General features: G+C 44.2%; 10 protein-coding genes. 6 read left to right on the forward strand and 4 right to left on the reverse strand.

Annotated elements, in window-relative coordinates; translation table 11 throughout:
- The first annotated feature begins 145 nt into the window (after nt 1-145).
- The 4 genes from L0659_RS02155 to L0659_RS02170 all read left to right on the forward strand — a co-directional run bounded on the left by L0659_RS02155 (nt 146) and on the right by L0659_RS02170 (nt 3,827).
- Nucleotides 146-2,008 carry a carbamoyltransferase gene (locus tag L0659_RS02155; RefSeq protein WP_235123933.1) on the forward strand — a complete coding sequence of 621 codons (1,863 nt, stop codon included), beginning with the start codon at nt 146-148 and terminating at the stop codon, nt 2,006-2,008.
- Between the two features lie 28 nt (nt 2,009-2,036).
- Entirely contained in the window at nt 2,037-3,158 is a 1,122-nt protein-coding gene (locus L0659_RS02160) for an SGNH/GDSL hydrolase family protein (protein WP_235123934.1), read from the forward strand.
- A gap of 72 nt (nt 3,159-3,230) precedes the next feature.
- A complete protein-coding gene (locus tag L0659_RS02165) occupies nt 3,231-3,380 on the forward strand; it encodes a DUF5989 family protein (RefSeq protein WP_169719989.1) in 150 nt (49 codons plus the stop codon).
- 78 nt (nt 3,381-3,458) lie between these two features.
- Nucleotides 3,459-3,827 (forward strand): SxtJ family membrane protein, encoded by a 369-nt coding sequence (locus tag L0659_RS02170; protein ID WP_235123935.1) that lies wholly within the window; start codon nt 3,459-3,461, stop codon nt 3,825-3,827.
- Nucleotides 3,828-3,837: 10 nt separating this feature from the next.
- Here L0659_RS02170 and L0659_RS02175 read toward each other — a convergent pair whose 3' ends face one another.
- The 4 genes from L0659_RS02175 to L0659_RS02190 form a co-directional block, all read right to left on the reverse strand.
- The gene (locus L0659_RS02175) at nt 3,838-4,749 is read right to left on the reverse strand and encodes a Ppx/GppA phosphatase family protein (protein ID WP_235123936.1); all 912 of its coding nucleotides are present in this window, start codon (nt 4,747-4,749) and stop codon (nt 3,838-3,840) included.
- 94 nt (nt 4,750-4,843) lie between these two features.
- On the reverse strand, nt 4,844-6,229 hold the full coding sequence (locus L0659_RS02180; RefSeq protein WP_235123937.1) for a hypothetical protein: 1,386 nt from the start codon (nt 6,227-6,229) through the stop codon (nt 4,844-4,846).
- Entirely contained in the window at nt 6,219-6,833 is a 615-nt protein-coding gene (locus tag L0659_RS02185) for an RNA polymerase sigma factor (protein ID WP_026628354.1), read from the reverse strand. The genes L0659_RS02180 and L0659_RS02185 overlap by 11 nt, the downstream gene beginning before the upstream one ends.
- A 265-nt stretch (nt 6,834-7,098) precedes the next feature.
- Complete coding sequence (locus L0659_RS02190) at nt 7,099-7,575, reverse strand: Lrp/AsnC family transcriptional regulator (RefSeq protein ID WP_082215697.1); 477 nt, start codon at nt 7,573-7,575, stop codon at nt 7,099-7,101.
- A 193-nt stretch (nt 7,576-7,768) separates the two neighbouring features.
- On the opposite strand from L0659_RS02190, the gene metH reads away from it, so the two are divergent.
- Both metH and L0659_RS02200 read left to right on the forward strand, forming a co-directional pair.
- On the forward strand, nt 7,769-11,593 hold the full coding sequence (gene metH / locus L0659_RS02195; protein ID WP_235123938.1) for a methionine synthase: 3,825 nt from the start codon (nt 7,769-7,771) through the stop codon (nt 11,591-11,593).
- A 200-nt stretch (nt 11,594-11,793) separates the two neighbouring features.
- On the forward strand, nt 11,794-12,339 hold the full coding sequence (locus tag L0659_RS02200; RefSeq protein ID WP_235123939.1) for a nuclear transport factor 2 family protein: 546 nt from the start codon (nt 11,794-11,796) through the stop codon (nt 12,337-12,339).
- Nucleotides 12,340-12,345: the final 6 nt, after the last annotated feature.

Here is a 12,345-nt window from a genome sequence, read left to right on the forward strand (position 1 = left end):
AATCTATAATACCTAACTTGTGTCAACTTTTGCTAGCTTTGTCGTCAATTTAAGCATATAGTGCATTCGTTCAGGAAAACACGCTATTGCCATCTGGTTTAATTGTCTCCGGAAGCGTTTGTAGTGAAAAATTTTAAATAGGTAAATGAAAATTTTAGGTATTTCAGCTTTTTATCATGATTCGGCGGCAGCCCTAATTGATAACGGAGAAATTGTTGCAGCAGCGCAGGAAGAGCGCTTTACACGAAAAAAGCATGATCCGGGTTTCCCTTCTGAGGCAGTAAAGTTTTGCCTGGAATATGGCGGATTAACACTGAACGAACTGGATGCCATCGTTTTCTACGACAAACCACTCCTTAAATTCGAACGACTTCTTGAAACCTACTATGCGTTCGCGCCAAAAGGGGTAAGGTCATTTTTAACCGCAATGCCGGTCTGGATCAAGGAAAAGATGTTTTTAAAGCGTCTGATCAATGAAGAACTGGTGAAATTGGGTTATGAGAAAAAGAAAAAAGTAAAACTGCTTTTTCCGGAACATCACCTTTCCCACGCGGCCAGCGCTTATTATCCATCACCATATGAAAAATCGGCCATTCTAACCATTGATGGCGTGGGTGAATGGGCAACGGCTTCCATTTGTTTGGGAGAAGGGAAAGATATCACCATCTTAAAAGAACTGAGATTTCCGCATTCATTAGGACTTCTGTATTCTGCATTCACCTATTTTCTTGGTTTCCGCGTTAATTCCGGTGAGTATAAATTAATGGGTTTGGCCCCTTATGGCAACCCAACTTCGCCTGACATTAAAAAATACGAGGACATTATTCTTAGAGACCTCATTGAACTGAAAGAAGACGGCTCGGTTTGGCTGAATCAAGACTATTTTGATTATGCTACGGGCTTGAAAATGGTCAATGAGGACAAATGGGAAGCACTTTTTGGATTCAAAACAAGAAGACCCGAAGACGCGCTTGAACCGGTTCATTGCAATCTGGGACTTGCTATTCAGAACATTACAGAAGAAGCGGTGATCCGGATGGCAAAAGAGGCCAAACGCCTTACCGGTGCGGATTATCTGTGTATGGCCGGCGGGGTCGCATTGAACTGCGTGTCTAATGGTAAGTTACAGAAAGCTAACATTTTCAAAGATATTTTTATCCAGCCAGCTGCCGGTGACGCCGGTGGTGCATTGGGAGCGGCGCAGGCTGCTTATCATATTTTCTTCGGTCAGGAGAGAAAGATTACCTGGAAAGCGGATGCGATGAGAGGATCTTATCTCGGACCAACATTCTCTGACCTGGACGTGGCATTAACGGCTAAGAAATACAAGGCTGTTTATACACATTACGAAAATTTCAAAGAACTGGCCGGTGACGCAGCCCAATTGCTTTCCGAAGGAAATGTAGTAGGCTGGATCCAGGGCAGAATGGAGTTTGGGCCGCGGGCTTTGGGTGGAAGAAGCATTCTGGGCGATCCCAGAAATGCTGAAATGCAGAAAAAGCTGAACCTGAAAATCAAATACCGAGAATCATTCCGGCCATTTGCACCTTCGGTCCTGGCGGAGGATTGCGCCGAATATTTCGATTATGATGGGATTTCTCCTTATATGCTTCTGGTTCACCCGGTTGCAGAAGGAAGACGCAAGCCTGTTCCGGCTAATTACGGTGCCATGGATCTTCGTGAAAAACTTTATTTCGAGCGTTCAGACCTTCCTTCTATTACGCACATTGATTATTCAGCGCGGATCCAGACCGTTCACAAGGAAACCAATCCACGTTACTATCAGTTAATCGATTCGTTCAAAGCGCTTACCGGTTATGCAGTGATCGTGAACACGAGTTTCAATGTGCGCGGGGAACCGATCGTTTGTACGCCTAATGATGCCTATCGCTGTTTCATGCGGACGGAAATGGATTATCTCGTAGTAGGCAATTTCATTTTTGATAAAAAACAGCAGCCTGAATGGCTTGAAAAAGATAACTGGAAAGAAGAATTTGTTCTTGACTAGTCTCCTTGAATATCAGTAACGTACACAAATGACTTCTAAAATAGTTACAAGCGTAATCCGCATTTTATTTCTTGGTCTATTATTCATTTTCTTATTTTATCCTGATAAGTTTCAGATAAAATTTGATTATCCCGGATTCCCCCAGGCAGACAGTTGGTACGTTCGCCTGGCGAAGTTTGCATTCTGGTTTTTGCTCGTTATTGAAATACTCAGGATATTCTATTATGGCGTTGTAAAAAGCAAAGCAAAAGGGCTTTTGGCAAACATTGTCACGATCACCGTCCCGCTGCTTGTAACGCTTATTTTCCTCGAAATCATTTTCATGTACATTCCGCAAAGCCATGAAGGTGTGCTTTCCAAGGCTTCGCAGATATGGTGGGAAAAGTACTGGAAACCGATTAATTCGCTTGGTTACCATGATAAAGAGATCACGAAAGAGCCAGGAAAAAAGCAGATCCTCGTCATCGGCGATTCCTTTGCCGCTGGTCATGGTTTGAAAGATGTGAATGAGCGGTTTTCCAATCAACTGGAAGCTTCTTTGGGTGCGGACAAACATTCTGTTTATAATCTCGGAATGTCCGGCGCGGACACGCGTGACGAAGCCAAAAGACTGGAAGAATTTCCCGTAAAACCCGACGTGATTGTTCTGGAATATTTCCCTAATGACATTGAGAAAGTAGGCCGTGAAAAAGGGCTTTCCCTTTCAGGCGCTGAGCCGTATGCGGATTTAAAAGGGCCTATGGCGACGCTCGTGAAGCGTTTTTACCTGCCTAATTTTATCTATTGGCAATTGCCTCACACCGGTTTCAGTACATTCGAAAAGTTCGTGCAAACTGCGTACACGGATACAACCGTGCTCAATGCGCACCTCAGAGATCTTTCCAAAATGATCGATTACCGGGACAGCACAGGTGCCAAAATGTATGCGGTCTTCATTCCGTTCCTTTTTCAGGTGGATAAAAGTGCAGGTTATACCAAGCCGGTTGAAGATTATCTGCGCTCAAAAGGCGTTACTGTGGTGGGCATTAATGACGGCGTTTTAAAAATTCCGGAAAAGGAACGTGTTGTAGGCAAAAACGACGGCCACGGCAGCGCAACATTGAACAAGCTTATTGCGGACAGGCTTACGGAGGCTATGAAGAAGCCTTAACAATAATATAATTGTAAAATTGTATTACAAAATATTGAAATATTTATCTTTGAAATAAAAACAACGAAAGAAATGGATTTTTTGACAGACTTGTTTGCCTTTATGAAGGAGCGTAAGAAATGGTGGTTGGCTCCTGTGATTGTCGTTTTACTGCTTATCGGTGTCCTGATTGTTATCGGTGGAGGTTCAGCGGTTGCTCCGTTCATTTACACCTTGTTCTAGTATATCCGATCAATTAGACTTTTAAAATTGATGCAGTGGTTTTAAAGCCACTGCATTTAAATTATCCCAAATATTCAAATGAGTGAATCAGATAAGGCCAAAGCGCAGTTGGTCATCGTTACAGGCCTGGTAGTTTTTTACTTTATTTTCGGCTCTAAATATCCGTATCTGCTTATCGCGGCAGCAGTTGTAGGCGTGTTAAGCATTGCAATTCCTGCGGCCGGAGACCTGATCGTAAAAGGTTGGTACAAGATTGCGGAGATTCTGGGCGCGATCAATGGCCGGATATTGCTATCCCTGGTTTTTTTCGTGATTCTTTTCCCGGTTGCGGCAATTGCGAAATTGGGCAAGAAAAATCCGTTAGCATTGAAACGCGAAGCGAAAGACTCTGTTTTTGTTGAGAGAAACCACAAATACTCCGCAAAGGATCTTGAACAGGTTTGGTAACCTATAAATATTACGCTGACAAAGGCCCGGGCTTAACCTCGGGCTTTTTTTTGCGGCATGCCCGATCGTAAAGCAATTGCAGCATACCATCTTTCAAGCCCACGTCAGGCACGTGAATGACATTTGCGCCTGCCCATTTCATTGCAGATGTGTAAATGTCGCCCGCAGGAACAATCACATCAGCGCGATCCGGATTAAGTTGTAGTTTATTAATTCGCTCTTCCAATGTAAAGGAAGCAATGTAGTCGCGCATTCTTTCAATCTCGTCCAGGCTGGTGGAGCTTTCGGATAATTTGGACGACAGATCAAACAATTTGTTAATGTTACCGCCCGTTCCAACGGCCTCGATAGGCAAAGAGTAGTCAACATACTGATTGATCCATTCCTTTATTTTCAGCCAGGAATTTTTAGATTCTTTCCCTTCCAAAAGCCTTACTGAACCTAATTTGAATGATTTTGCTGCAATCTTCTGCCTGTCTTTGTAAACATTCAGTTCTGTACTGCCGCCGCCTACATCAATGTGAATGTACTGGCCGTCGCTCAGTGATTTTACCACAACATTATTAACAAGCTCCGCTTCTTTCTGGCCATCGATGATCTGAATGTGAATGCCGGTGCGCTGCTGAATGTGTTCCCGGACCTCATAACCATTGTCTGCTTCGCGCATAGCCGAAGTTGAGCAAGCCATGTAATCGTCCACTTCATGGAGTTCCATCAAAAGCTGATAAGCGAGCATCAGCTTCATCATCCGGTCTTCGCTATTTGGACTTATCCGGCCTTCTGTGAAAACGTCATGACCAAGCCTGAGCGGAAAACGGACATATTCAACCTTCTTAAAACGGGAAATTCCCTCGTCATGCAACACCGAAGATATTTGCATGCGGGCACCATTGGATCCAATATCTATTGCAGCGAATTTCAAAAGTCAGGTATAATAGGGGAGTAAATAAAAGCCAAAAATAGAACTTTCAGGAACAACATTCTATTTATTATTCCTGAAAGTTGAGGCAGGCTATTTACATTTTGCCTCCTATCTGATACATCAGCTTGACTTTCACGCCTGGTCCGGCGGACTGGCTCAATGGGTTGAGCTGGTTGAAGTAAGTGTACAGATATCCTTCTGCCTGCACGACGATCGGATACCAGGCTTTTTCAAGGCCCATCGAGAGATTTACTGAATTGATCAAAGGCACATCCGACTTGGCTTCCAGATGCTGGTTCATGTATGCAAAATTCGGAGATTTGGCGTCGTAGGAAATCTTCTCTTTTGCCGAAACGGTAATGTTCGTTCCTGCGCTCGCATAATAGGCCCAGTTGTCTTTAATGTTGTTTCTGAATGCAACAGTCAGCGGAATTTGAACGACCGTAGGGTCAACCTTAATGTTATAGACATGCAAAGCCATCGGCACCTCGCCAGGATGGTCTTCCCTGAAATCACGGCGACTTTTTTCACGGAAAATTTTCTCATTGAAAAACTCCATAGGCTTCACTTTAAGCCAGCTTATCCCGGCCGAAATCGAGAATTTCTTTCCAACGAGCACTTCTCCTGAAACGCTTTTAGCCCTACCTACACGATCTGTCTGAAAGCCCACCCCAAATCGGTAGGGAACTTTGAGGTCAAGTTTTGGAATGACCGTCTCGGCCTGCGCAACCTGTTCAGCGCCTTTTACAGAATGTGACTCAGATAATGTGTTCGTATTACGGGCAAGCAGCGCCTGCTTATACTGGCGCGAAGAAATGCGGTTGACCAGGCTGTATTTCATCCTATTACCCTGCGAACTGCCGTTATTGAATGCGACAGCACGTTGCATATCCAGTGGTGCTTCGAATGGAACCGTCAGCTCATCAGTTGCGGATCCGTTTCCTCCATTCGCATTGATGGCAACCGGTTCTTGCTCTGCAACCAATGCATTGTCGGTCGATGCAGATTGACGCTTAGCATACATTGCATTTGGTCCGACCAAAATTCTGTGCGCTGCAAGTCGTTGCTGCACGTTTTCAGGCGCGGCCGCAAGTCTGGCATTAACCGGGCTTCGCTGGGTTAGATTTTCTTTTGAAACCGCAACCAGCTCACCAGATTCACCTGCCTTTTGCATGAGATACACCGTATCCGTTTTTTCGGCAGGTGTACTTTTGATCACCTCGATCTGGTGTTGCAGGTTTTTGACATCGGCCGTCAGGCTGTTGTTTTGCGTGCGCTGGCTCACATACATAAATGCCATCACCGTCGAAACCGAAGCTGCGGCAGCGTAACCGATCCAGGAATTGTGTTGTTGCCAAAAAGTGGGAGGGTTATGGGCTTGCATGTAATTTTGCATTTTAGCCCAATCCTTCTCTTGAAAGTCTGGTTCAATACTTTCTAATTTCTGGCGTATAGTATCTTCAAATCTATTAGTTTTCATTTCCTCTTAATGACTTTACAGCCCAATCGCTTGGATAAAGATTTGGGTAATATTGTTTAATCAAATGCTGCAAACGCGCTCTTGCACGCACATAATGCGAGCGCACAGTGGCTTCATTTATTTGTAGTAAATCTGCAATTTCGCGGTGGTTGTAGCCGTCGACAACATACAGTAAAAATACATTTTTGTAAACTGGCTTGATTTTCTGGATCAGTTCCAGGATCTCATCTGCGGTGATCTGACCGATGATATCTTCATCAAATTTAGGATAAGGAGCATCTTCCAGGGAAACCATATCCTCGTTGTGCTTCTTATGCTTGCGGTAATAGCTGATCGCCGTGTTCACCATGATCGTCCTCAGCCAGGCCTTGAACGGGTGATTGGAATCATATTTTCCCAAATTATTGAAAACCTTCAAAAAACCTTCATTCAAAACTTCCTCAGCCTCTTCGGTTGTCGATGTGTAGCGCAGGCAAATGCTTTTCGAATAGCCAAAAAATTGTTTATAAAGATGTCTCTGCGCCTGGTTGTTACCAGCAATGCACGCAGCAACGACTGTCTCAAAGTCGTTTTCGTTAAAAGATATTTTTCGTCCGAAGAGCAAAGTTAGAGGATCAGATTGTCAGGGATTGATTGCTTAAATAGGATTACGGATATTGCCGTAATTCTGTTGCAAAAGTTGAGCATTTAAATTTGAGATGATTCTTAAAAAACGTTAAAGCCGTTTTTCTGCTGAAAAAAGTAGTAAATTTTGCAACAGCTGCTTTGTGAGGAACGTAAATAGGGAGGGAATGTCCTTACATTCAAAGACATTAAAAATTTTTGTTAGGGGTGAGTTGGAATACGGCCTGGAATTTCCGGCGCCGTATTTATTTTTTCTGGACATGCATTTCCAGCGCAGAAGAATTCTTGATTTCGCCCATGACAAACAGGCTGTGCGTGCTCCCAATGTTTTCAAGCGAACCCAGTTTTTGCATTAAAAATTGCTGATACTGCGACATATCATCGACCACGACTTTAAGCAGAAAATCATAATCGCCGGATATATTAAAACATTCCATGACCTCCGGCATCGCCACGACAGCCTTCACAAATTTTTCGCCCATGGATTTGGAATGTTCTTTCAATGCAATGTTACAGAATGCCATTAGTTTCTTCCCAACCTTTTCCCGATCTACGAGCGCGACATATTTTTTAATAATCCCTTCTTTTTCAAGTCTTCTAACTCGCTCATAAACAGGCGTGTACGAGAGGTTTAACTTTTCCGACAATTCCCTTGTTTTTAAAGTAGCATCCTGTTGCAGATAATGCAGGATTTTTGCATCCGTTTCGTCGGGATTATACATAGATAGAATATCTTTAATCACTTTTTGAACCGGCCGAATATAGATAAATAATTTGTGGATGAGAAGTAAGGCAGACGATTAGTCTGAAATTTTTGATTTTTTTGAACAAAACATCTATTAGGTTAAATTTGCTTTCCAGTTGACCTTGGAATTCTTCCGCTTAAAATTATTCAGCTAATACAAATACAACACAATGGTAGCAACGCAAAACGCAGATATCCGTGAAATCCTGAAAAACCGCATTCTCGTACTTGACGGGGCTATGGGAACCATGATCCAGCGGTATAAACTGGAAGATCACGATTACAGGGGCGAGCGTTTTAAAGACTGGCCGCGTGATGTAAAAGGGAATAATGATCTGCTTTCACTAACACGCCCCGACATTATAAAAGCCATTCACGCTGCGTATTTCGAAGCTGGCGCAGACATTGCTGAAACCAATACATTCTCCGGAACCACCATTGCCATGGCCGATTATGGCATGGAAGAGTTGGTTTATGAACTGAACTTTGAGTCTGCACGCCTTGCGAGGGAAGTCGCAGATGAATTCACTGAAAAAGATCCCGACAAGCCACGTTTTGTCGCAGGTTCTATCGGACCTACCAACCGGACCGCTTCACTTTCGCCTGACGTGAATAACCCGGGATATCGGGCGATCAGCTTTGATCAGCTGGTTGAAGCTTATTACGAGCAGATTAAAGGCTTGACCGACGGAGGTTGCGATGTGCTGCTGGTTGAGACTATATTTGATACATTAAATGCAAAGGCCGCACTTTTTGCCATTGATCAGTTTTTTGTTGATGCTAAAAATGGTAAAATAGAGCGCCTTGATTCATGGAGAAACAAGCCTGGTGAATCATTGCCGATCATGATCTCCGGAACGATCACCGATGCTTCCGGAAGAACATTATCCGGCCAGACGACGGAAGCTTTCTTGACTTCTGTTTCTCACTTGCCATTGCTTTCAGTAGGTTTAAACTGCGCATTAGGAGCTGATTTAATGCGTCCATATGTACAAATTCTGGCAAAAGAAGCCCCGTTTTTTACATCGGCGCACCCGAATGCCGGGTTACCGAATGAAATGGGCGAATACGACGAATCTCCCGAGCAGATGGGAGAAGTGATTGATGGGTTTTTAAGGGATAATTTGGTCAACATTATTGGTGGCTGCTGTGGAACGACGCCGGATCACATTCGCGTTATCGCGGATCTGGCCGTAAAATATACGCCGAGAACATTGCCATCCACGGAAACGGTTATGAAATTATCTGGTTTAGAGCCGGTTAAAATTAATCAGCTGAGCAATTTTGTGAACATTGGTGAGCGTTGTAATGTAACCGGTTCCAAAAAATTTGCGAGGCTTGTTCGTGAAGGTAAATATGATGAAGCACTCGCCATTGCCCGCGAACAGGTTGAAAGCGGCGCGCAGGTCATTGACATCAACCTCGATGAAGGGATGATCGACGGCGTAGAGGCGATGAAAACATTTGTTAACCTCATTGTTTCTGAACCTGACATTTCCAAAGTGCCCTTAATGATCGACTCTTCAAAATGGGAAGTGATCGAGTCGGGGCTGAAATGTGTGCAGGGCAAGTCGATCGTGAACTCGATTTCTTTAAAAGAAGGTGAAGAAAAGTTTATAGAATCGGCCAAGACGGTCTTACGTTATGGCGCGGCTGCTGTTGTAATGGCATTTGACGAGCAAGGCCAGGCTGATAACCTGGAACGACGCATTGAAATTTGTTCCAGAGCTTACCGCATTCTGACAGAGGAAGTTGGTTTTCCAGCCGAGGACATCATCTTTGACCCGAATATTCTGACGGTCGCGACCGGAATGGAAGAGCATAACAACTACGCGGTTGACTTTATCAATGCTGTTCGTTGGATCAAGGAAAATCTGCCGCATGCGAAAGTTTCAGGTGGTGTATCTAATGTTTCTTTCAGTTTCAGGGGAAATGAACCCGTTCGTGAAGCCATTCACACAGCATTTTTATACCACGCCATTCGCGCGGGAATGGATATGGGCATTGTGAATGCTGCGCAAATTGGCATTTATGATGAAATTCCAAAAGATGTGCTCGAACTGGTTGAGGATGTGTTGCTCAACCGTCGTGCAGATTCAACAGAACGTCTTGTTACTTATGCTGAAACGGTAAAAGACAAAGGCAAAACACAAAGCGGCCCGGATCTTTCATGGAGACAGTTGCCGGTTAAGGAGCGCATTTCACATTCTTTGGTAAAAGGGATCTCGGATTATATTGATGAGGATACCGAGGAATGCAGACATTTGTTTGACAGACCATTAGAGGTGATTGAAGGGCCTTTGATGGACGGAATGAGCATTGTCGGTGATCTTTTCGGAGAAGGAAAAATGTTCCTGCCGCAGGTTGTGAAATCAGCCCGTGTAATGAAAAAAGCCGTTGCTTATTTGCAGCCTTATATTGAAGCTGAAAAGAGTGAAGGCAATAATTCAGCTGGAAAGATCCTGCTGGCGACAGTGAAAGGTGATGTCCATGACATTGGCAAAAACATTGTAGGCGTGGTGCTGGGCTGTAACAACTACGAAATTATTGACTTGGGCGTAATGGTGCCTACGGATAAAATTCTTGCTGCTGCGATCGAGCACAATGTGGACATTATTGGTCTTTCAGGGTTGATCACGCCTTCTTTGGACGAGATGGTTGGTGTTGCCAAAGAAATGGAACGCAGGAATTTCAAAATGCCGCTTTTGATTGGCGGGGCAACGACTTCGCGTATACACACGGCAGTTAAAATTGACCCGAATTATTCCGGTGCGGTTATTCACGTTCTGGATGCTTCGAGATCGGTTCCTGTGGCCGGGAAATTGATCCAAAGTGATCAGAGTCAGGCGGATGTATTATCGGACATTAAGGCCGAATACGCCCAGCTAAGGATTGATCATGCCAAACGCGGCGGTGAAAAAGCGCATGTTCCCATTGCGAAAGCAAGGGAAAACAAAGCAAAAATCGATTGGAACAGCTTCCAGGCAACCAAGCCGCAGTTTCTGGGAACAAGGGTTTATGACGACTATGATCTGAATGATATTGCCAAATACATAGACTGGACGCCGTTTTTCCAGACGTGGCAATTGCACGGCAAGTTTCCGAAAATTTTTGAAGACAAAGTGGTTGGTCCCGAGGCGATCAAATTGTACGAGGATGCTGCGGTGCTGCTAGGTGAAATCATCCGGGATAAAACGCTTAAAGCCAAAGCCGTTATCGGTTTCTGGCCAGCGAATTCGATTCAGGACGACATTGTTTTACATCATTTTCAAGAGGAAACACGCGAAGTGCCTTGCGAGAGGCATGGTTCGCACCAGCATATTGAATATCTGATCAGCCAGCAGGCCACTGAAAACCTCAATGCAGGCGAGCTTGTTGCGGATACGGCGGCAGTGCTGCACCATTTGCGTCAGCAATCACAAAAAGCATCCAATCTGGCCAACTATTGCTTATCCGACTTCGTTGCACCGCTTGAAACCGGCAAAACAGATTATATAGGCGGATTTGCAGTTACTGCGGGCATTGGAATTGAAGCGCTTTTGGATAAATTCGAAAAGGACCATGACGATTACAACAGCATTATGGTAAAAGCCCTGGCTGATCGTTTGGTAGAAGCCTTGGCTGAATTAATGCATGAGCGCGTTCGTAAGGAGATCTGGGGATATGCCAAAAATGAAACATTCAGCAATGAAGACCTCATCAAAGAGAGCTATATGGGCATCCGTCCTGCTCCCGGATATCCCGCCTGCCCCGATCACACGGAAAAGCGTATGTTGTTCGATCTTCTAGACGCAGAACAGCTCGGCATTACATTGACAGAAAGCTATGCCATGTATCCCGCAAGCAGTGTGAGCGGCTGGTATTTTTCACATCCGGACAGCCGCTATTTCCCTGTCGGTAAGATATTTAAAGATCAGGTTGAAGATTATGCTCGGAGAAAAGATATGCCTTTGGAAGAGATTGAAAAGTGGCTTTCTCCGGTTTTGGGATACTAAAATTTTAATATTTAAGGTTCATTTGGGAGAGCGGGGCAACCTGTTCTCCCATTTTGTTTATTAACAGTATACTTTTCTTTGGTAAATCACGTAATTAAGAAGCGTGAAGTGCTGGAAACAGGTATTAATACGCTATTTTCTTAGTTTTCTACAGTGAATATTTGTCTTATAATTCAAGTTAGAATTAAAGTCTATTAGCCATGAATCGTAATATCACCGTTTTCATCTTACTCATCCTCATTGCTTCTTCTTTTAAATACAGAACCAAAACAAGTGAGCAAGTTTTACCATTAAGCCCCGTTCCGAATCGTCCCGTTACCAATGTAAGTCTGCAATCCGGCGCATTCGAAAAGGCCGTTCTGAAATTGCAGGAGGGCAGCCGGGAGTTTGCGGAGGGCCAGCCTTCCATTTATAAATCACTTTGGTCACACTCCGACGATGTAAGTAATTTTTGCGGCCTGGATGGAAAAGAGTTCAAAGGCTGGCAATCGGTTGAAAAAAGTCTGGATTCATTTAATCAAAGGATTTCAGGCAACAATGCTTTTCGATACGAAAAAATTGCGGGTCAGGCTAGTCATGAACAGGGATATGTACTTCAAAAAGAGCATTACACGCTGCATGATGGCAGCAAACTTGACCTGAATGTTACGATTGTTTTCCGCCTGGAAAATAATGAGTGGAAAATCGTGCATCGTCAATCCGACGAATTGTCTGTTCCGGCAGGGGCCATTATTGCCGCCAAATAATCTCCG

It is taken from the genome of Dyadobacter sp. CY347 (assembly GCF_021502655.1).
GTDB lineage: Bacteria > Bacteroidota > Bacteroidia > Cytophagales > Spirosomataceae > Dyadobacter.

Excerpts from the sequence above, each read along its gene's own strand:
- L0659_RS02155 (WP_235123933.1), top strand. The coding sequence starts at position 146 with ATGAAAATTTTAGGTATTTCAGCTTTTTATCATGATTCGGCGGCAGCC.
- L0659_RS02160 (WP_235123934.1), top strand. The coding sequence starts at position 2,037 with ATGACTTCTAAAATAGTTACAAGCGTAATCCGCATTTTATTTCTTGGT.
- L0659_RS02165 (WP_169719989.1), top strand. The coding sequence starts at position 3,231 with ATGGATTTTTTGACAGACTTGTTTGCCTTTATGAAGGAGCGTAAGAAA.
- L0659_RS02170 (WP_235123935.1), top strand. The coding sequence starts at position 3,459 with ATGAGTGAATCAGATAAGGCCAAAGCGCAGTTGGTCATCGTTACAGGC.
- L0659_RS02180 (WP_235123937.1), bottom strand. The coding sequence starts at position 6,229 with ATGAAAACTAATAGATTTGAAGATACTATACGCCAGAAATTAGAAAGT.
- L0659_RS02190 (WP_082215697.1), bottom strand. The coding sequence starts at position 7,575 with ATGTATAATCCCGACGAAACGGATGCAAAAATCCTGCATTATCTGCAA.
- metH (WP_235123938.1), top strand. The coding sequence starts at position 7,769 with ATGGTAGCAACGCAAAACGCAGATATCCGTGAAATCCTGAAAAACCGC.
- L0659_RS02200 (WP_235123939.1), top strand. The coding sequence starts at position 11,794 with ATGAATCGTAATATCACCGTTTTCATCTTACTCATCCTCATTGCTTCT.